General features: G+C 70.7%; 20 protein-coding genes. 6 read left to right on the top strand and 14 right to left on the bottom strand.

The window, feature by feature from the left end; translation table 11 throughout:
- From VFE05_03280 to VFE05_03245, 8 genes are all read right to left on the bottom strand, one after another.
- Positions 1-1,212, bottom strand: a 1,212-nt coding sequence (locus VFE05_03280; GenBank protein ID HET6229074.1) for a PAS domain-containing protein, incomplete at its 3' end; no start/stop codon positions are given.
- A gap of 141 nt (positions 1,213-1,353) precedes the next feature.
- A complete protein-coding gene (locus VFE05_03275) occupies positions 1,354-1,863 on the bottom strand; it encodes a DUF456 domain-containing protein (protein HET6229073.1) in 510 nt (169 codons plus the stop codon).
- 133 nt (positions 1,864-1,996) lie between these two features.
- Positions 1,997-3,112 carry a PilT/PilU family type 4a pilus ATPase gene (locus tag VFE05_03270; GenBank protein HET6229072.1) on the bottom strand — a complete coding sequence of 372 codons (1,116 nt, stop codon included), beginning with the start codon at positions 3,110-3,112 and terminating at the stop codon, positions 1,997-1,999.
- Between the two features lie 5 nt (positions 3,113-3,117).
- Positions 3,118-4,149, bottom strand: a complete 1,032-nt coding sequence (locus VFE05_03265; protein HET6229071.1) for a D-2-hydroxyacid dehydrogenase — start codon at positions 4,147-4,149, stop codon at positions 3,118-3,120.
- A complete protein-coding gene (locus VFE05_03260) occupies positions 4,150-4,860 on the bottom strand; it encodes an MgtC/SapB family protein (protein ID HET6229070.1) in 711 nt (236 codons plus the stop codon).
- 28 nt (positions 4,861-4,888) lie between these two features.
- Positions 4,889-5,686, bottom strand: coding sequence for a 4-hydroxy-tetrahydrodipicolinate reductase (dapB, locus tag VFE05_03255; protein ID HET6229069.1), 798 nt, complete (start codon positions 5,684-5,686; stop codon positions 4,889-4,891).
- A gap of 1 nt (position 5,687) precedes the next feature.
- Positions 5,688-6,617 (bottom strand): 4-hydroxy-tetrahydrodipicolinate synthase, encoded by a 930-nt coding sequence (gene dapA / locus VFE05_03250; protein HET6229068.1) that lies wholly within the window; start codon positions 6,615-6,617, stop codon positions 5,688-5,690.
- A gap of 217 nt (positions 6,618-6,834) precedes the next feature.
- On the bottom strand, positions 6,835-7,203 hold the full coding sequence (locus VFE05_03245; GenBank protein ID HET6229067.1) for a hypothetical protein: 369 nt from the start codon (positions 7,201-7,203) through the stop codon (positions 6,835-6,837).
- Positions 7,204-7,637: 434 nt separating this feature from the next.
- Between VFE05_03245 and VFE05_03240 the strand changes: the two genes are divergently transcribed.
- Entirely contained in the window at positions 7,638-8,096 is a 459-nt protein-coding gene (locus VFE05_03240; GenBank protein ID HET6229066.1) for a hypothetical protein, read from the top strand.
- A gap of 101 nt (positions 8,097-8,197) precedes the next feature.
- Here the strand turns inward: VFE05_03240 and trpS are convergent, their stop codons facing one another.
- Positions 8,198-9,160 carry a tryptophan--tRNA ligase gene (gene trpS, locus VFE05_03235; protein HET6229065.1) on the bottom strand — a complete coding sequence of 321 codons (963 nt, stop codon included), beginning with the start codon at positions 9,158-9,160 and terminating at the stop codon, positions 8,198-8,200.
- A gap of 156 nt (positions 9,161-9,316) precedes the next feature.
- On the opposite strand from trpS, the gene VFE05_03230 reads away from it, so the two are divergent.
- The 4 genes from VFE05_03230 (at position 9,317) to VFE05_03215 (ending at position 11,551) form a co-directional block, all read left to right on the top strand.
- Complete coding sequence (locus VFE05_03230; GenBank protein ID HET6229064.1) at positions 9,317-10,267, top strand: agmatinase family protein; 951 nt, start codon at positions 9,317-9,319, stop codon at positions 10,265-10,267.
- Between the two features lie 33 nt (positions 10,268-10,300).
- Positions 10,301-10,480 (top strand): type II toxin-antitoxin system HicB family antitoxin, encoded by a 180-nt coding sequence (locus VFE05_03225; GenBank protein HET6229063.1) that lies wholly within the window; start codon positions 10,301-10,303, stop codon positions 10,478-10,480.
- 41 nt (positions 10,481-10,521) lie between these two features.
- Positions 10,522-10,812: a nucleotidyltransferase family protein gene (locus tag VFE05_03220; protein HET6229062.1), complete on the top strand. Its 291-nt coding sequence runs from the start codon at positions 10,522-10,524 to the stop codon at positions 10,810-10,812.
- Positions 10,813-11,017: 205 nt separating this feature from the next.
- Complete coding sequence (locus tag VFE05_03215) at positions 11,018-11,551, top strand: sugar O-acetyltransferase (protein ID HET6229061.1); 534 nt, start codon at positions 11,018-11,020, stop codon at positions 11,549-11,551.
- Positions 11,552-12,723: 1,172 nt separating this feature from the next.
- Here the strand turns inward: VFE05_03215 and VFE05_03210 are convergent.
- Positions 12,724-13,410: an OmpA family protein gene (locus tag VFE05_03210; GenBank protein HET6229060.1), complete on the bottom strand. Its 687-nt coding sequence runs from the start codon at positions 13,408-13,410 to the stop codon at positions 12,724-12,726.
- Between the two features lie 195 nt (positions 13,411-13,605).
- On the bottom strand, positions 13,606-14,532 hold the full coding sequence (locus tag VFE05_03205; GenBank protein ID HET6229059.1) for a hypothetical protein: 927 nt from the start codon (positions 14,530-14,532) through the stop codon (positions 13,606-13,608).
- A gap of 407 nt (positions 14,533-14,939) precedes the next feature.
- On the opposite strand from VFE05_03205, the gene VFE05_03200 reads away from it, so the two are divergent.
- On the top strand, positions 14,940-16,628 hold the full coding sequence (locus VFE05_03200; GenBank protein ID HET6229058.1) for an ATP-dependent DNA helicase RecQ: 1,689 nt from the start codon (positions 14,940-14,942) through the stop codon (positions 16,626-16,628).
- A gap of 229 nt (positions 16,629-16,857) precedes the next feature.
- Here the strand turns inward: VFE05_03200 and VFE05_03195 are convergent, their stop codons facing one another.
- From VFE05_03195 to VFE05_03185, 3 genes are all read right to left on the bottom strand, one after another.
- Positions 16,858-17,007, bottom strand: coding sequence for a hypothetical protein (locus VFE05_03195; GenBank protein HET6229057.1), 150 nt, complete (start codon positions 17,005-17,007; stop codon positions 16,858-16,860).
- A 66-nt stretch (positions 17,008-17,073) separates the two neighbouring features.
- The gene (locus tag VFE05_03190) at positions 17,074-19,254 is read right to left on the bottom strand and encodes a hypothetical protein (GenBank protein ID HET6229056.1); all 2,181 of its coding nucleotides are present in this window, start codon (positions 19,252-19,254) and stop codon (positions 17,074-17,076) included.
- Positions 19,255-19,304: 50 nt separating this feature from the next.
- On the bottom strand, positions 19,305-20,355 hold a 1,051-nt coding region (locus tag VFE05_03185; protein HET6229055.1), incomplete at its 5' end, for a hypothetical protein.

The raw sequence follows: 20,355 nt of genomic DNA, 5'->3' as shown, positions 1-20,355 counted from the left end.
CTCGCCGCCGTCGTTGAGGATCTTGCACGAGACGACCTCGGCGGGGAACTGCGCGCCGGTGGCGGGGTCCGCCAGGCGCAGCTGGCCGGAGCGAGTGCTCTCGCCCGCAGCGCCCAGCTCGCCCACGAACCCGGCGAAGCTCTCGTGGTTGCGCGCCACCTGCTCGGCCGCGCCCGAGCCGGCGGAGGCTTCGAACAGGCGCTCGGCCTCGCGGTTCATCATGGTGACCGAGCCGTCCGGGTCGGTGACCAGGATGGGGTCGCTCACGTTCTCGAGGATCACGTTCAGCCGGTCGCGCTCGCGGCGCGCCTTCGCCTCGCCCTGGCGCACGCGGCGGAACTGGTGCTCCAGCTCGGTGCTGGCGCCCTTCAGCTCGGTCACGTCGCGCAGGACGGAGACGGTGGCGCCCTCGTCGTACAGCCCCTCGGGCAGCGGCGTGGAGAGGACCTCGAACACCAGGTCCTTGCCGCCCGCGGGATCCACCAGGTTAAGCTCGCGGCCCGTGCCCTTGCCCGCCGCGGCGCGGGTGAGGAACGACGTCAGCAGCAGGTTGTTCAGCTCGCCCGTGCGCCGAAGCTCCGTGGCGTCTTCGTCCTTGGCGCTGAAGAGCACGGCGGCGCGCCGGTTCTCGAGGAGGATGCGGTTTGCGGGGCCGGTGATGAGCACGGGCTCCGGCAACGCCTCCACGATGGCCGCCAGCAGCCCGCGCTCCCGCTCGGCCCGCGTGGCGGCCGCGCGCAGCCGCTCCACCTCGGCCGCGCGGGCCAGCGCGGGGCCGGTGTGCTCGGCAAGCTGCACGGCGGCCTCGCGCGCGCCCTCGTCCAGCCCGGCCGACTCCACCGCCAGCGCGCCCAGCAAGTCGTCGCCGGTGCCGGGGAGCGGAATGGCGAGGTAGCCGCTCATCCCCCCCAGCGCCTCGCCTTGGCCGGACTCCGCCGGCGCCCTGTCGCGGACGGCGCGCGCGGCGGCGCTGGTCACGTCCAGCACCGGCACCACCACGCCGCGTGCCTCATCGTCGGCCATTCCCTCGCCCGCGGCCGCCACGCCGCGCAGGTCGCCGCCGCGGCGCACCAGCACGAGAGCGCGCCCCGAGCCGGTGAGGGCCAGGGCGCGCTGGGCGAGCAGGCTCATGGCCCGGTCGCAGGTGGGCGCACGGTGGACCTCGTCCACCAGCGCCAGGAGCTGCTGCGGCAGCGGGAGCGGCTTGGCCATGGGCTCAGGCCGCCCTTCCGGGTGCCGCCTGCGCGGCGCGCGGGGCGGTTCGGGAACTGGGGCCGGCGGGCCGGCCCGGCTGCGCGGGTGCTGCGGGAATGCTCATTCCGGCATTCACTTGCGGGATGCGTGCCGGAACCTTCACCCCAGCGCGCCGAAGAGGACCACGGTCAGCGCCACGGCCCCCATTCCCGCCTTCACGGCGGTGGCGGCCAGCCGCCCCAGCAGCGCCCCCCAGCCCACCCGCAGCGCCGGCGCCAGCTCGCGCCGGCCGTGCAGCTCGAAGGCCGCCGCGCCCAGGAACGAGCCCAGGAAGGCGCCGACGACACTTCCGACGACGGGGATCGGCAGGCCCAGCATGGCCCCGGCGATGCCGCCCAGCAGCGCGCCCCACGACGCGCGCTTGCCGCCGCCGTACTTGCGCGCGAAGCGGTCGCCCAGCACCCACTCCAGGGCCTCGGCCACCACGGCGAGCACCGCCACGAAGGCGATGGACGGCAATCCCACGGTGCGGAAGTCCGTCAGCATCGCGTAGCACGCCAGCCCAGCGAGCTGCACCCACAGGCCGGGGAAGCCGAACGGGATCATGAGCAGGCCGGCGATCTCCACGACCACCAGCAGCACGTAGTACGCTTCCGATCCCATGCTCATCCCCTCCGCGAACGTCGGGGCTCACGCCGAGGCGCGGAGGACGCGGAAAAGGGCGGAGACGCGAGCTGTTCTCCGCGGTCTCCGCGTCTCCGCGTGCGGCTTTCCTGGGTGGGGACGAGCACGGAGCCGGCGGTCAATACGACGGCCCTCCGGCGCCGCCGCGCCCGGCGAGCATGTTCATCTTCAGCTCGAAGTCGCCGGGGTTGGTGGCGGCGGCCTTTGCGACGGCGAAGTCCACGTGCTCGGCCTGCACCAAGTCCATCAGGCACTGGTCGAACGTCTGCATCCCGTACGTGGTGCGGCCGTCGGCGATCAGGTCGCGGATCTCCTCGGTGCGCTCCGGGTCGGCGATGCAGTCGCGGATGGTGCCGGTCACCACCATCACCTCGGCGGCGAGGACGCGGCCCGAGCCGTCCTTGCGCGGCAGCAGGCGCTGCGAGACGATGGCCTGCAGCTGCTCCGCCAGGCGCAGGCGCACGACCTTCTGCTCCTCGGGCGGGAAGGTGGCGACCAGCCGGGAGATGGTGGACGCCGCGTCGCGCGTGTGCACGGTGGAGATGACCAGGTGGCCCGTCTCGGCGCTCTTGAGGGCGATGTCGATACTCTCGGTGTCGCGCATCTCGCCGATCAGGATCACGTCCGGGTCCTGCCGCAGCGCCGCCCGCAGACCCACGCGGAACGAGTCGGTGTCGATGCCCACCTCGCGCTGCGTGATGGACGAGTTGACGTCGCGGTGCAGGAACTCGATGGGGTTCTCGAGCGTGACGATGTGGCGGCGCATGTTCTGGTTCATGTAGCCCAGCATGGCCGCCTGCGTGCTGCTCTTGCCCGAGCCGGTGATGCCGGTGACCAGGATCAGCCCGCGCTCGTTGGCCGCGATGTCGCTGAGCACGGCCGGCAGCCCCAGCGCCTCGAAGCTGGGGATCTCGATGGGGATGACCCGCATCACGATCATGAAGCTGCCGCGCTGCCGCAGGATGTTGACGCGGAAGCGCCCCACGCCCGGCATCCCCCACGAGCAGTCGTAGTCCTGCAGCTCGTCCAGGCGGGCCCGGTCGCGCTCGTGCGGGATGAGCGACGACGCGATGGAGCGCGCCTGCTCCTGCGTGATGCGCTGCTTGGTGAACGGCACCAGCTGTCCGTTGATGCGGGCGCGGAAGACGTCGCCGGACTTGATGTGGAGGTCGCTGGCGCCGCGCTGCACCGCCGCGTGGATGATCTTCTCCACGCCCTGCATGATGTTTTCCATCCGCTCTAGTACCCGGCCGTCTTGTCGACGGTGTTCAGGAGGGGCTGCCCGGCCAGCCAGCGCCGGACGTTGGCGGTGACGAGGTCCGTCTGCCGCCGCCAGAAGTCGTGAGATGTGCCTGAAACATGCGGGCTCACCAACACGTTGGGAAGGCCCCAAAGCTCCGACGCCGCCGGAAGCGGCTCTTCGGCGAACACGTCCAGGCCCGCCCCGCGCAGCTTTCCCGTCTTCAGGGCGACCGTAAGCGCCTCCTCGTCCACCACCGCGCCGCGGCTCACGTTCACCAGCACCGCGCCTTTTCCCATCCGCGCGAGCTCCGCCGCGCCGATCAGCCCCTCCGTCTCCGCCGTCTGCGGCACGCACACGGCCACGAAGTCGCTCCGGTCCAGCATACGCCCCAGCGCATCATCTCCCGTCACCACCTCCACGCCATCCGGACCCTCCGTCCCGCTGCGCCGCGTCGCGACGACGCGCATGCCCAGCGCGACCGCGCGTCGCGCGACGGCCCGGCCGATCCCGCCCAGGCCGAGGATGCCGAGAGTGGACGAGGCGAGCTCGCGCACCGGCACGCCGGGCGCGTCGAAGGTCGCCTTGTCCCAGCGCCGCTCCGCCTGCGCCCGCACCATGAAGTCCAGCCCGCGCGCGAAATGCAGCACCATCGCCATCACCGTGTCGGCGATGGGCTCGGCGTGGATGCCGGCGGAGTTGGTGAGGACGACGGCGGACTCCACCATCTCCGGAAACAGCGCCCCGGCGACGCCGGCGGACGCGGTGTGCATCCACCGGAGCTCGCCGCTCGCCGTCGCCGCGAGGAACAGCTCGCGCGGGATGCCGAGGCCCAGGTAGACCTCCGCGCCGCGCGCCGCCCGCACCGCATCGGGCGAGGTGCCGCGGCCGTCGCCCTGTCCGTCCGCGTGCCCGTCCACCACGACGACGTCCCAATCGGACGGGAACGCGGACCTGATCTCGTCCACCGCCCAGCCCGGGATCGCCCAGACGGGACGGCGGTCGTTCATGTCGATCACCGCCTTCGGCATCTACTCGCCCCTCGTCATGCGGTGCACGCCGGGCAGCATCACCAGGCTGCGCGCCATCTGCTCGTGCACGCGCGCGGGGCCGGTGACTTCGAAGACGGCGTGGAAGCCGTCGGGCCCGCGCTCCAGCGACTCGCCGCGCACCTGCAAGCCAGAGCCGCGGAAGGCGCCCTCCAGCTTCGAGAGCAGCGCCGTGTCCGCGTCCAGGCTGAACGTGTAGCGGTGGAAGGCGCGGCGCCGCAGAAGCGTGTTCTCGATGCGGCCCAGGATCGTCAGGGCGACGAGGACGATGGCCGTGGCCTCCATCGCGGCGACGTACGCGTGCGCGCCGACCGACATGCCGACGGCGGCGACGACCCACAGCGTGGCCGCGGTGGTGAGGCCGGTCACGCGGCCCCGCGTCTGGAGGATGGTACCCGCGCCCAGGAAGCCGATGCCGGTGACGACCTGCGCCGCGATGCGGCTTGGGTCCACGCGCGCTGGGTCGGCCCCGAACGCGTTGCCGAAGCCGATGGAGAGGTCGGTGAGCATGGCCGCGCCCACGCAGATGAGCAGGTTCGTCCGGAGCCCGGCGGGCTTGCCGGACATCTCCCGCTCCAGGCCGATCACTCCGCCCAGGAACGCGGCCAGGACGATGCGGAAGAGGAAGCCCGCGTGCATCGCCGCGGCCCAGCCGGGCGGGAAGCCGAGGTCCGCCAGCGCCTGCTCGCCCACGTTCAGGCGCCTCGGGAGATGCGCTGCGTCACGAGAGCCCGAGCACGTCCGCCATGCCGTACGTGCCCGCGGGGCGGCCGACGATCCACCCCGCGGCCCGCAGCGCGCCCGCGGCGAACAGGTCGCGATCCGCCGCCACGTGCCCCAGCTCCACCCGCTCGCGCTCGCCGATGAGCATCACGCGGTGCTCGCCCACGATGTCGCCGCCGCGCACCGAGTGGAAGCCGATCTCGCCCTGCGGCCGCGCGCCCGGACGCCCGCTGCGGCCGTCCACGCGCACCTCGTCGAGCGCGACCTGGCGCCCCCGCGCGACGGCGCGTCCGAGCTCGATGGCGGTGCCGCTGGGTGCGTCCGCCTTGCGCCGGTGGTGCGCCTCTACGATCTCCACGTCGTAGTCCGGTCCCAGCACCGCCGCGGCGCGCTCGGCCAGCGCGAGCAGCAGGTTCACGCCCACGCTGAAGTTGGCGGAGACGAGCACGGGCGATCTCCCCGCCGCGTCCGCCAGCAGCCGATGGTCGTTCGGCGACAGGCCCGTGGTGCCGACGACGAGCGCGGTGCCCGCCATCGCCTCGCGCTGCGTGTCCAGCAGGCGGCGGAGCAGCTCCGGCGCGGAGAAGTCGATCACCACGTCGGCGGCGCGCACCACCTCGCCCGCGTCCTCGGCGGCGTGGATGATGGGGCAGCCGATGTCGCACGCCTGGTCCTCGTCCATTCGCCCGATGCCGCCCACCAGCTCCATCCGCCCGTCCAGCGCGATAAGCCGGGCGAGCGTGAGGCCCATCCGCCCGGTGGCGCCGCTGAGCACGACCCGCACGCGCTCCGCCATCTCAGCCCTCCCCGCGCACGTCCAGCCCCAGCGCCCGCATCTCCGCCAGCACTTCGCCCCGCAGCGCGTCCGACACCTCGGTCAGCGGCAGCCGCAGCGGCCCTGCGTCGAAGCCCAGAGCGCGCACGGCGGCCTTCACGGGGATCGGATTCGGCTCCTTGAAGAGCAGGTTGATGAGCGGCAGCAGGCGAAGCTGAAGCTTGCGTGCGGTGACGACATCGCCCTCCAGGAACGACCGCGCCATGCGCGACACGTCCGACGGCGCGACGTTCGCGAGCACGGAGATCACGCCCATGCCGCCCAGCGCCATCAGCGCGACCACCTGGTCGTCGTTGCCGCTGTAGATGGCCACGCGCTCGCCCACCCGCCGCGACAGCTCGGCCACCTGCGACAGGTCGCCGCTCGCCTCCTTCACGCCGACGATGCGGTCGTCCTCCGCCAGCGTCTCCACCGTCGCGGGGAGGATGTTGCACGCCGTACGGCCGGGCACGTTGTAGACGATTGTGGGCAGGCCGCCCGCGTCCATCACCGCGCGGTAGTGCGCGACGATGCCCTGCTGCGTAGGCTTGTTGTACGGCGGCGGGCTCACGAGCAGCGCCGTCGCCCCCGCGGCACGGGCCTCCGACGCGAGGCGGGAGACGGCCGTGGTGTCGCTGCCGCCAGCCCCCGCGATCACGGGGATCTTGCCGCCCGCCTCATCGACGACGATCTCCACCGCCCGCCGCTGCTCGCCCGGCGTCATGGTCGACGCCTCGCCGGTGCTGCCGTTCACGACGAGAGCGTCCGTCCCCTCGCGCAGGTGGAAGCGCACCAGCTCGCGCAGCACGTTCTCGTTGACGCCGTTCGTGTCGAACGGGGTGACCAGCGCCACCCCGGACCCGATGAAGAGGGCCGTGGGTACCTGCGACACGCCCCCTGTTCCGTTGCTCATTCGCGTCCTGCCCGATGTGGTTGGGATTCTCGTTGCGGCGGCGTGGGCCCCCTCCCCCAGCCCCTCCCCCAAAACTGCCTGGGGGAGGGGAGCCTGTTTGGGGGCTTGCTGATGCTCGATCGTGTTTGCCGCGGTTTTAACTGCCAGGCCCCGAACGCGTGCCGGCCCGGGCTCCGTGGGAGCTTCGGGCCGGAGGCGGCGTCTGGGGCGGGGCGAGCTACATGCGCTCCAGGTCGATGATGTCGCCGGGCATCACGTCGCCCTCGGCATCGTCGGGGTCCAGGTCGCGCTCGGTGCTGTCGCGGAAGTCGTCGGCCGCCTCGTCACCGACGCTGCTCTCGAACGAGCGGAAGACGGTGCCGCCGCACTTGGCGCAGCTCATGCCGGCGGGCGGCGGCTCGTCGTCGAAGAAGTAGTCCTTGCCGCACGACTCGCACACCAGCGTCAGCACCCGGTCCGTCACTCCGCGGCCTTCGATGGCGTCGCCCGCTGGGTTGCGCCGCGGCTGCTCGGCGGCGTCCTTGGCGCCCACGATGCTCGTGTCGTCGGATTCGGAAAACTCCACGTTGTGCAGGTGCTCGCTCATCTCGGCTCCCGGTCTCCCGTCGGTTGTGCGCGCGCCCCGGCCCCTCCACCGCGCCGAAGCCTTCCGCCCGCGACTCAGCACATCCCATACCCCGCCGCCGCAACGGGCTGCGCGGCTGTGAATCGACAGAGGGATCCGGCCTCGCATCCGATTGACGGCGAGTCACTCGAGCGAGCCGACCGTCTCCGTGGGTTGCGATCACCTCCACCCGCCGACGCGATGGTGTCCGATGGCCGACCAGGGCAATGCCTGAGAGTCGGACGCAGCAGCCACTTACCATTCCCGACAAAATTCTAGGAGCTGGGGCCAAGGAACGTTAGCTTCCGCCGCGGCGCCGGGACGCGGTCCATCTGCCGTGGCCCGTATCCGCCTGCTGGATGTACCGGTCTCGCACGACCGAGCCGGAGTCCAGCCCCACCCCGTCGGGAGCCTCCATGCAGAACGCCGGCTACTACCTGATCTCGTACGTATGCCACGACACCGCCACCTCGTCGAGGTACTCCCTGGGCCTTGGCAATGGCGGCACCATCATCGGCGGCTCCGCCGAGATCGTGGCCGAGAACATGGGCACGGAGTACATCTACGTCTACACGCGCGGGGAGCTCACGGTGCAGGCGCCCCGCGGCAGCGTGACAGCGGTGGCTCTCGTGGAGGCCACCAGCGGCCCCATCTCAGGAGGAATCACGCTCAGCAACGCGATCGACTCCGACATGTACGTCATTCTCCGCAACACGAACGGCGGTGAGATCGGCCGCTACACGCTCCGGGCGGGGCAGAACTCGGGCCAGTTCCGCTTCGAGGTTTCCGGCCACCCCGCGATGACGCTGGGCGAAGCCGAAGCGGCTCTCCCCCAGCTGCTGGGCGGCGCGCCGGATCGCCCCGTCCAGGCGTAAGCGAGTCCGCTGCCTTTCCGTCGCGCCCTCCCCGGTCTTCCGCCCGCGTCAGGAAGTCCGGGAGGGCGCGGCTCCATCCTGCCCCCCATCGCCGAACTTCTCTACCGCAGCCCCACCGCCTGGTGCACGCGCTCCAGCGTCTCCCCGGCGATGGCGCGGGCGCGGGCGGCACCGGCGCGCAGGATGTCCTCCACGTCGTCCGGCCGTGCGGCGAGCTGTTCGCGCTTCTCGCGCATGGGGGCGTAGAACGTCCAGATGCGCTCCAGCAGCCGCTTCTTGAAGTCGCCGTAGCCCATGCCGCCCTGGCGGAAGTCCGCCTCCATCTCCGCCACCTCGTCCGCGCTCGCGAACAGGCGGTAGAGCGCGATGATGAGCGAGCCCTCGGGGTCTTTCGGGTCCTCCAGCGGCGTGCTGTCGGTGACGATGCTCATCACCTTCTTCTTCAGCGCCTTCTCGGGCATGAAGATGTCGATGGTGTTGCCGTAGCTCTTGCTCATCTTCTGCCCGTCCAGTCCTGGCACCGTGGCCACGTCCTCGCTGATCTGCGGCTCGGGCAGCTTGAGCGTGGGGCCGTACGCCTCGTTGAACTTCCCGGCGATGTCGCGCGTGGCCTCCAGGTGCTGCTTCTGGTCCTTGCCCACAGGCACCACGTCCGCATCGTACAGCAGGATGTCCGCCGCCTGGAGCACGGGGTACGTGAAGAGGCCCAGGCTGGCGGGGATGCCGCGCGCCACCTTGTCCTTGTAGCTCACCATCTTCTCCATCAGCGCCTTGGGCGTGACGGTGGTGAGGATCCACATCAGCTCCGCGTGCTGCGACACGTCTGACTGGCACCAGAATACGGTACGGTCCGGGTTCAGCCCGCAGGCCAGGAAATCGAGCGCAGCCTCGCGCACGTTGGCCCGCAGCGCCTCGCGGTCGTGCAGCGACGTGAGGGCGTGCAGGTCGGCCAGGAAGCAGAAGACCTCGCCCGTCTCCTGCAGCGACAGGATGGGGCGCATGGCCCCGAAGTAGTTGCCGACGTGCAGCGTGCCGGACGGCTGGATGCCGGTGAGGATGCGCATGGTGTGTGTGCCGCGTTCTGGAGCTTCGGTGCCGGGGAAAGCGTGGGCCGGCCGGCGTGCCGCTCGCACCCCTGGCCGGCCCGCCGCCGTGCCGCCTAACTTAGCCGCTCGCGCTCGCCGCCAGCAAGCCGGAAATCCCTCGCGCATCCGCCGCCCGTGACCCAGCCCGCTCCCGACCCGCTCGCCGGCCTCCGCGCCGCGCCCGACCCGCGCGACCCCCGCGCCTCCGCGCTGCTGCGAGCGTGGGACGGCGTGGCATCGTTGGATGGACAGCGTGCGATCCTGGGCCTGCCCTACGACGGCGGCATCCCGTCGCGCCCCGGCGCGCGCTTCGGCCCGCGCGCCATCCGCGACGCCCTCGCCGCCTTCGGCTCGTTCGACGGCGAGCGCGATGTGCCGCCCGTGCTCGACCTCGGCGACCTGGCCTTGCCGACCATGAACGGCGGCGAGGCGCACCGGCGGATTGAGGAGGCGGCGCGAGGTGTCTTCGCGGCGGGCGCGCGGCCCGTCTTCCTGGGCGGCGACCACGGCATCACCGGCTCAATGATCCGTGGATTGGCGGCGGCGCGGCCGGACACCCGCTTGGCGCTCGTGACCGTGGATGCGCACCTGGACGTGCGCGAGTACGACGACGCTGCCTCGCTCTCCAGCGGCACCCCGTTCCGCCGCGCGCTGGAGACGGGCATCCTGGAAGGCCCGCGAGTGGCGATGATCGGCATCCGTCGCTTCGCCAACTCGCGCTACTACCTGGACTGGGCGCGCGAGCAGGGCATCCACGTCTTCACGGTGGATGACGTCGCGGACCGCGGGGCCGCCGCCGTCGCCCGCGAAGCCCTCGCCGCCGTCACCGCCGTCACCGCGGATGCGGACGCGCTCTACCTCTCCGTCGACATCGACGCCGCCGACGCGGCGTTCGCCCCCGGCGTGAGCGCCGCCGGCATCGGCGGCCTCACCGCCCGCGAGATGATCGGCCTCGTCCGCACCATCTCCGCCCACCCGCTCCTCCTCGCCGCCGACATCATGGAGACCTCGCCTTCATACGACATCGACGCCCGCACCGCCAAGCTCGCGGCGCGCTTGCTGCTGGAGATGCTGGCGACGGGGTAGATGGTCGACATCTCGCATCTTGGAGCTATCAGCGTGAAGCTGGAGATCGTGGTTCACGATGCGGAGGAAGGTGGATTCTGGGCCGAAGTCCCCGCAATCCCCGGCTGCGCGACGCAAGGCGAGACGGTTGATGAATTGCTGCTGAACGTCGTAGAAGCAGCCGAAGGCTGTCTCTCGACTCAGATTCGCCAGATCCGTTCCGGACCGGACTAACCGGTTCACGATGTTCCGCCCGAGTTTCTTGCTCGACACCTATGGGCATCGACGAAGTCATTCTAGGCAAACGCGAGTTGATCCGGCAGATCGCCGAGAAGCACGGCGCGCGTAATGTCCGCGTGTTCGGCTCCGTCGCACGGGGCGACGCCGGGCCGGACAGCGACGTTGACCTGCTCGTCGAAGCGGGGCCGTCAACGAGTGCCTGGTTCCCCGGCGGGCTTGTCGCCGACCTGGAAGACGCGTTAGGGCGCCGGGTCGACGTGGTCACTGAGAGGGGGGTGCTCCCATCCATTCGCGAGCAGGTGTTGCGCGAGGCGGTGCCGGTTTGAACAACGATGCTATCTGTCCGACAGGCACGGCGGACTCCACGGTCGCTACACCCTCTACGGAAGACGAGATCACCGCGCGTCTAAACGGTGTGTACGACAACTCGCCGTCCACGCTTGATCCACTTCTCCACCGCGCTCAAGCCCTCTCGCTCACTGCGGCGGAGTAGCGGCGGCCGTGAGAGATGCCCTAAGCGAACGTACGAAGATGCTGCGAGGCGACCTCTACCTCGCGAGCGATCCTGCGCTTGTGGAGGCGAGGGTCCGCGCACGCCGGCTCTTCGCGCGCCTCAACGCCAGCGATCCCGGCGACGGTCCCGGGCGCGAGGCGCTGATGCGGGAGTTGTTGGGAAGGGTTGGCGACGGAGCTTGGATCGAGCCGCCGTTCTACTGCGACTACGGGATGCAGATCACGCTCGGCGCAGGCGCCTTCGTCAACTTCGGCGCGGTCTTTCTCGACCCCGCGCCCATCACCATCGGGGAGCAGGCGCAACTCGGGCCCGGCGTGCAACTCCTGACGGCGGATCACCCGCGAGATGCCGCCGAGCGCGCGGCTGGGCCGGAGCTCGCGCGCCCCATCGTCATCGGCTCGCGCGCGTGGCTGGGCGGCGGCGTGATCGTCGGCCCCGGCGTGACCATCGGCGCGGACTCCATCGTCGGCGCCGGCAGCGTGGTGATGCGCGACGTACCCGCCGGCGTGGTCGCGGGAGGTAACCCGTGCCGGGTGATCCGCCGCCTATGAAAATCTCAGCACGTGAGCCCCGGTCTGTATCTACGGAGCAGTTGTGTGGTTCACATTGATTGGGAGATTCTTACTCTATGCCGGGATATCAGACGACACGGAATAACCACTTTGTTCCTCGCGGCTATCTCATACGATGGTCGCCGGATGGGCATACGGTGTGGGAGCACAAGATTGTCGTTCCAGACTCACGTTATCCCAAATGGAAGCGAGTTTCGCTTCGCTCTGCTGGCGCTCGTACGCATCTCTACGACGCCTATATTCCGGGGCTGGAACGAGATCACTTCGAGCGATGGCTCGAACGTGAGATAGAAACGCCGGCTTATCATGCGCTTGATCGGCTTGACCACTCGCAAGCACTCCGTCCAGAAGACTGGCAAGCCCTCATAAGGTTTGCTGTGGCACAAGATGCTCGCACGCCCAAAGCTTACGATTTTCATAGGGCTTGGGAAGCTGGTGTTATCCCACCGATTATGAACCAAGTAATCAAATCCGCCGTTCGGAAGTTTGGTCGACACTCACCCATTCAGTCACAGAAGAGAGCTGGTGAAAACCCTACCGATTTACGACCAGTCATGAAGACTTCTTGGACGTCAGACGGTCACGGTACTAAGGTACAACTGTCTCTACTTGGAGGCAGCACTTCTTGGATGCAACGTGTCAAGCACCTTGTTGCACAGATTACGCCGGAGGCATTGCGGCAGACATGGCACTTGCTCCACCCTCCAGAGAATCGTTCATGGCCGACGTCGGATCATCCGCTCATCCGCTTCCGGCGCCGCGACGGAATTGTCGTATATGGACCAGGATGGTTGCGGAAAGGCACTGAAATATTTCTACCGCTCTCCCCCTCTAACGCCCTGTACGCCAAGGTTGGATCAGCAGATCCGGTTCCGAGTATCGCCACGGCAAGCGAAGCTTTTGCGCTAGTCCGGCATGTGGCTAACAATGCGCAACGTAGCGTGTACACCGACAAACCTCAGTACAAATGGATTGAATGGGCCGGGCGCAGATATGTAGATCGTGATGCATACGAGCGAGAACCGTGGTAGCCGAGTGTTCTAGACCGCTGTGGGAAGAGGGCTTACACACATTTTCACCCAACGAAACCAGCCCCCGGCGCCGCAAGGTGCCGGGGGCTGGTTTCGTCCTTCAGTCCTGCAACCGGAAGCTTACGGGTGGTTCTGGTTGAGGATCTGCTGGCGGTACTGCTCGCTGGCGAAGATGGCCACCTCCACGCGGCGGTTGCGCGCCTTGCCCGCTTCGGTGTCGTTGCCGGCGACCGGCTCGGACTCGCCGCGGCCCTCGGTGCGGATGCTGCCGGCGGCGATGCCCTGCGAAACCAGGTAGCCGGCCGCAGCCTGCGCGCGCCGCTGCGAGAGCGCCATGTTGTACTCGTCGGTGCCCGTGTTGTCCGTGTGCCCCACGATGAGCACCGAGCTGCCCGGGTAGCGCTGCATGGTCTGCGCGAGCTTGGTCAGGTTGTCGCGCCCGGCGCCCTGGAGCTGGTCGCTGTTGACCGCGAACAGGATGCCCGACGGGAACGTGACCGCGATGCCCTCGCCCACGCGCTCCACGGTGGCGCCGGGGACGGCCGTCTCGATGTCCTTGGCCTGCTGGTCCATCTGGTGACCGATGACGGCGCCGGCCGCGCCGCCGAGGACCGCGCCCAGGATCGCGCCCCTGGCCGTGCCGCCGTTGTTGCGCCCGATCACCGCGCCGATCGCTGCGCCCGTCGAGGCGCCGATGGTGGCGCCGCGCTCCTTGTTGTTCATCGACGCGCAACCCGAAAGGCTCGTCACGCCCAGCGTAGCCGCCGTCGCGAGAACCACCGTAAACTTCTTGGCGAACAGATTCATCGTCCCATCCCTCCCCGTTGAGTTGTACCGCACTGGCCTTCCCGAACCTGCATCCAGACTCTGCCTGCCTTGCAAGGGCAGTGCCCGGCTAACGGAGCGACCTCTCGCCGCCTCCTGACGGACGCCCCGCGCGCCCTCCCGGTCACATCCGCCCACACGCATCGCACGGCCGCGGCACCTGCCGGCGATTGCGGCCTAGCGCAATCCGGGAGAGTCGCCAGGATTGGCGAGCAGGCGCGGCGACGGGGCGAGGAGGGTGCGGGACTCGTGGCTGCTGCTGGCCTCGATCTCCGGGATGGTGCAGCCCGCGTCCAGGAACTTCTTCACGCCGGACAGGATGCCGCGGCGCAGGAGCTCGGCCTGCTCGGGGCCCAGCGCGCCCGTCTGCTTCATCTTCGCGAGCTCGGTGAGGACGGGCACGGAGCGCTCGATCATCTCCAGGCGCACGTCGCTCTGGCGTCCGCGGTAGAAGACGACGCGGTCCCACACGGAGAGGACGATCTGCTTGACGGCCGCGATCACCGGCTCCAAGCCCAGGAACGCGAACGACTTGTCGCTGCCCGCATCGCACGACTCCACGCTGAGGGTGCTGGACGGCAGCCCCTGCATGGTGGCCGCGACGTCGTACAGCAGCCACACGCTCTCCAGCGCGGTGATGAGCCGCATGGGCGACGACCGCTGCCGCTCGTTCTCGATGACGACGACCTCCAGCAGCGCCAGCCCGTCGCCCGACCGCTCGCCGCGCGACGAGGCGGCGCCGCGGCGGAGGGCTTCGTTGCTGAGCAGCGCGAGCAGCTTGGGGAGATACGCGGCGGTGTTGCGGATGGACTGCGCCATCTGCGCGGCGGCGGCGCGGGCGGCGGGCTCGTCGGCGCCCACGGCGCGGGCCCAGAACGCGGGGTCGTCCAGCGGCGCCAGATCCAGCGCCTGCGCCACCTTGCGCTCGTGCGGCCCGAAGGCGGTGGAGCGCACCGTGTACTCGCGTAGCGCGCCCAGCAGCGCGGAGCGCGCGCCCTCGCCCGGAGCGCCGCGGCCTACCTCCATGAGCGCCTCGTGCACGCGGCTCTCGCGCAGGGCCTGGAGGACGGCGCGTGCGGCGCGCACCAGCTCGACTCGGCGCATCGGTTGGGTTCTCGGGAGATGGGGGAGTCGCGGCGATCACGGCTGCGCATCGGCGGGGGCGCCTGGGGTCGCGCACCGGCTGCGGTGGATAATAAGCCCGGGGAACCGCGCCGCAATCGCGCCGCCACGCATCTCCCGGTCGGTTCGGATGCGGTCGGTGCGGCGGCCGGGGTGCCCTCTCCCCCGACCCCTCTCCCAAAACTGCCTGGGAGAGGGGAGCACGGTGTCGTGAAGGTGGGGGTGTGCGCGGGCCGGGGCGCCGCCGCTTCAAGCGTGCGTGGCGACGTATGATGCTGCGAGGGTTGCGGATGGACGGGGTCCGAGGTGAGGGTCGGGACGTGGTGCGGAGATTGCACCCTGGGCGCCGTCCATCCGTTTCGGCAAACCCTGTGACAGACGCTGGCGTTTTGAACCCTTCGGCAGACGCGGGCCGCGATGCGGGCCTGCTCGACACCCTGCGCTCGCGCTTCGGTCTTGACGAGTTCCGGCCGGGGCAGCAGGACGTGATCCGCGCGGTGCTGGACGGCCGCGACACGCTGGTGGTAATGCCCACCGGCGCGGGCAAGTCGCTCATCTACCAGCTCCCCGCGCTGCACCTGCCCGGCCTCACGCTCGTCGTCTCGCCGCTCATCGCGCTGATGAAGGACCAGACCGACAAGCTGGAGGCGCTGGGCGTGGAGGCCAGCACCATCAACTCGTCGCTCACCACGCGGCAGCAGAACGCGGCGGAGGCGGCGGTGGAGCGCGGTGAGGGCAAGATCCTGTACGTGACGCCGGAGCGCTTCCGCGACCGCGAGTTCTTCGAGGTGCTGCTGGACCGCAAGGTGTCGCTGTTCGTGGTGGACGAGGCGCACTGCGTGTCGCAGTGGGGGCACGACTTCCGGCCGGACTACATGATGCTGGGCAGCATCGCCGAGCGGCTGGGGCGCCCGCCGGTGCTGGCGCTCACGGCTACAGCGTCGCCAGAGGTGCGGGACGACATCATCCACCAGATGCGGATGAAGGACCCGCTGGTGCACGTGACCGACCTGCTGCGGCCCAACCTTTTCCTCGAAGTGCTGCCCACGGTCAACGAGTCCGAGAAGGACGCCGCGCTGGACCGGCTGCTGCGCAACGCGCAGGGCACGGGAATCGTGTACGTGGCGACCATCAAGGAGGCGGAGCGGCTGTACGAGGAGCTTTCGCCGCGCTACCCGGTGGCGCTGTACCACGGCAAGCGCAGCGCGGCCGAGCGGACGGAGGCGCAGGACCGCTTCATGGCGGGCACGGTGAAGGCGGTGATCGCCACCAACGCGTTCGGGCTGGGCATCGACAAGCCCGACATCCGCTTCGTGATCCACTACCATTTCCCCGGCAGCATCGAGGCGTACTACCAGGAGGTGGGCCGCAGCGGACGCGACGGGCTGCCGTCGCGCTGCACGGTGCTGTACCGGGTGGAGGACAAGTCGGTGCAGGGCTACTTCCTGGGCGGAAAGTACCCGGACCTGCACGAGGCCATCGGGGTGGCGCGCATCGTCAACGCCGCGCCGCTGGGCGAGAAGCGCCACGTGGACGAGATCGCCGACATGGGCGACGTGCCGCGCCGCAAGGCCCGAATCGTCCTCACGCTGCTCAAGCGGCACGGCATGGTGCGCGAGCACCGCGGCGGCTTCTGGGAGCGCACGGCGCCCGACGTGACGGCGGCCGACCTGAGCCGCGAGCTGACCGACTACGAGCACCGTCGCGAGATCGACCGGCGCAAACTGGAGGAGATGCTGCGCTACTGCCGCACCGCCCGCTGCCGCACGCGCATGGTGCTGGAATACTTCGGCGAGGCGCCGGCGGAAGACTTCGTGTGCGGCCACTGCGACAACTGCGCTGCGGGCCTCAGCACCGGCGACCGCGCCCACACCGACGCGGCGCGCGAGTCCGTAGACGGCGTGCTCTCGGCCGAGGGCGCGGAGGATGAGTCGGGCAGCCTGGGGCTGGGCGAGGAGGTCACGCACGGCACCTTCGGCGAGGGCATCGTGCTCGCCATCGCCGGCGACCGCGCCGAGGTGGACTTCGCCGGCCACGGCACGCGGATGATCAAGATCGACTTCTTGCAGCGGCTTTGATGCTGCGCGGCTAGATCCCTGCGCGGGGGGTGCGTCACGCTGGAGGCACGGTCCCGGCGCATCGGCGTGCGGGGTCGAAGCTCCGAAAAGGTCTCCCGTACGGCCTGCATCCGCCGCATCGTGCGAACCGCGGCCGTGTTGCAGCCGAGGGTGTGCGGCGGACGGCGGATGACCGGCGGTGATGCACAAGGTAGATGGACGAACGTGAAAACGGGATGATGCGGCCGCATCATCCCGTTTTCACGTCGTACCGTTCTGTCTCTGCGGATGCGTGGCGGTTCACGCGCGCCGGGATGCCGAAGCCGCAGCCCACGAAGGTGGGCTTCGTGCCGTCGTAGCCCGCGGCTTCAGCCGCCAGGGCGATGCCGCTGCCGCACATCTTTGCCGCCCCGAACGTCCTTCGCTCCGTCCGTAACTCATCGCTTGTCCCGCGTTCCGGGACGAGCTACCGCTTCGGCGCGGTGGTGAGGAGCGTGCGGGCTTGGGTGCGCTCCGCCGCGGGGAGGCGCTGGATGAGCGAATCGACGAGCGCGCCGGGGGAGACGACGGCCTGCTTGCCTCCGGTGGCGGCGAGGAGGGTGCCCAGCGCCGGCATCAGCCCGCCCTTGGTGGCTCGGTCCAGCCGCAGGAGCACGAACGGTCCTTTGTGGTACGCCAGCCAGTCCTCGCGCTCGATCCGGCTGAGCGGGAGGTCTGCCAAACCCCCTCCGCCCACCGCCGCGAGGTAGCGGCGCTGCTCGCGGGCAAGCGCGGTGTCGGCGGGCAGGATGCCCTGGCTGTCCAGCTCGGAGTAGGCGGCGAACTGCGCCGTGGACTCCAGCACGAAGAGGCGGCCGGGCTCGCGCGCCGGGACCACCGCGTATCCCCACCACTGGTGCGCCAGCTCGTGCGCCACGACGAGCCGCGCCAGGCCGCTCCCCTCCACCCCGCGCGCCGCGCGCCCGCGCAGCAGCTTCTCGTTGATGGCGACGGCGCCCGAATACGCCGTCGCTTCGTTCATCGGGGACGGCGCCTCCACGATGGTCAGGCTGCCGCCGGGATAGCGCGGCCAGAAGCCCTGGTAGTAGGCCACGGCACGCTGCGCCGCGCCCGCCACGTCGCGGAGCCGCGCCGCGTCCCGCTTCGCGCCGTACACCGTCACCGCCGGCACGCCGCCCCGCGCGGGCAGGGTCGCGCTGCCGAACGCCGCGCCCGCCACGAAGAAGTTGGTGAGCCGCGACCCGTCGAGGGTGAGCTCGTAGACCGCCGTTCCGCCCGGGTGGAGGATCCGCATCGTCCCGACGCCCGCCACCTGCAGGTCGGCCGGCACGGTCACGGAGAGCCGGCCGCGGCTCGCGTCGGTCAGCAGGTAGTTCTCCCCCGCGTCGCAACGGGCGGCGACGCTTCTCCGGCCGGGCGCGTCGAAGCAGTCCGGGCGGCGCGGCAGCGGCAGCAGGTTGGGGGACGTGAGATAGAACGCCCGCGAGAAGACCAGCGATCGCGTCACGCGGTCGAACGGGTTCGCGGCATCGACCGAACCCTGGAAGCGGACGGTGAGCCGTTCGCCCGCGCCCAGCGGCGTGCGCAGCGCCAGCGCGACGAGGCGCCCGGAGCGATCCCTCTGCACGGCCGCGGGCCGGTCGGCATCTACCGCATCCAGGCGCAGCGCCGGAGACTTCTCCAGCAGCACCGAGGGGAGGGGCCCGTGTCCCCGGTCGTTGACGAGCGTCAGTGTGCCGCGTACCTCCACCCGGCGGCGCTCGGGCGCGTAGGCCAGGTCCACCGCGAAACGCTCCAGCGTGGGCCGCTCCAGGCCACCCGCCGCGACGGCTGCTGGCAGTACCGGCGGGCCCGCGGCGTAGGAGCGCGTCGCATCCGCCCGCAGCCCGGAGACGTGGAGCGCCGCCAGCCCGGCCGCGAAGGCGGTGGCGACCGGGAGCAGCGCCGCAACGCGCCCGCGCTTCGCGCCCGGTGAGCGCAGCGACGCGAGGAGGCCGCGCGGAGGCGCATCGAACGCATGGAGCAGCGCCAGCATCGTCAACGTGACGAGCGACCAGTACAGCCGCCACGCCCACGCCGCCTCGAAGCCTACCGGCGTCGGGTCGTACGCGGTGAGCACCACCGGCGTCGTGGAGCCGAAGCCGATGTACTCCGTCACGTGCAGCGCCGGCCCCGCGACCACCACGAGCACCACGTAGCCCAGGAAGAGCAGCACCGAAACGCCGCCCCGCCGCGTGAGCGCGTGCACGAAGTGCGTGAAGATCCCGATCAGCAGCAGGTCGAAGAGCAGCGACAGCCAGACCTTTGGCGCGATGTAGACGCCGGAGGCGCCCGCCCCGCCGCTCGTCACCGCCCACACCGCGGCGGCGGTCAGCGCCAGGAAGGCCAGCGCGGACGCGGCCGAGACGAGCGCCACCGCGGCGACCCGGGCCAGAGGCGACGGCGCCGGTGAGATGCGCGCGGCGAGGCGTTCCGCCAGACGGTCGCGCAGCGGGCCGGCGATCAGCAGGCAGAGCGCGGCGAAGAGCGGGCACACCTGGAGGGCGGCTTCCACAACCATCCCCAGGTCGCGCGCCACGTCGAAGCCGTACACGCGGCCCGTTCCGCGCGACAGCACGAAGGTGGAGAGCGCGAGGAAGAGCGCCACCGCCGCCATCGGTGCGATGGCCGCGGCGGCGGATGAGCGCGCCGTCGTCCTTACGCCGGCATCCGGCGTGCGCCCGCGGTGCGGCGGTCGCTCCGCCACAGCAGCCACGCCATCGCCGCCGTGAACGAGGTCGCCGCCACCAGCGCGGACGGGCTCGGGTGCCACAAGCCCAGCAGGTCCAGCGGACCCGGAGGCGCGTCGAATACGTTCAGGTACCATAAGGCCGCCAGCGTGGAGATGCCGAGCAGGGGGCGCGCCGCGCATCGGTGCGTCCAGGTGAGCCACAGGGCCGAGCCGAGCACGCCCGCGCACGCAGTCGCCGCCTGCACGCCGCCCATTCGCGCGACCGCGGGCAGCGCCGGCGCCAGCGTCAGCACCCCCAGCACCCACCCGTGCATCAGCGCCGCGGAGGGGCGGAGGAAGGCAGCCGTCGTGGCCTCCAGTGCGGACGCTACGTGGACCTCGCGCGCGGAGGTGCGGGAGACGACGGCCATCGGCACCGTCAGGGCGACGGCGAGCGCCACGCCGGGCGCCGTGCCGGGCACCAGGGCGGCGATCAGCGCGCCCGCCATCCCCATCCACGCCAGCCGCGACCGTCTCATCCATCTCCCGGCGATGATCAGCGACGTCCCGGCCAGCGATCCGGTCTGTGCCGCAACGATGGCGAGCGTCGGACGCGGGGTCGCGCGCTCCTCTTCCACCCGAACGGACGGGAGATGGGGGACGGAGGATGGAGATGCGACGGACTGGAAGCGGAGGAGCGAGCCGAGGCCGGCCGCCGCGGCGGTCGCGAGAAGCGCGAAGCCGAGCCGCCCGGCGATGAAGGCCGGCTCCAGCGGCGCGAACGTCCACGCGACGGAAGGAATCCCCTGACTCGCGATCACGCCCACGGAGAGCGCGGGCACGTGCCCGTCCCCCGCCGTCGCCGCGGCCAGGTATCCCAGCCCGAACACGTCGCGCCCGGCCGCGGCCCACAGCGCGATGCCGGCGGACCAGGCCGCGAATGCAAGCGCGGTTCGAACGCCATTCCGCTCGGGAAGGAAGCGGTCCAGCCCGGCCGCGAGCAGGGCGCCGCACATCGCCACCGGCGCCACGGTCAGC

Source organism: Longimicrobiaceae bacterium, assembly GCA_035696245.1.
Classification (GTDB): domain Bacteria; phylum Gemmatimonadota; class Gemmatimonadetes; order Longimicrobiales; family Longimicrobiaceae; genus DASRQW01.
This window is presented reverse-complemented; position numbering and strand designations above follow the sequence as displayed.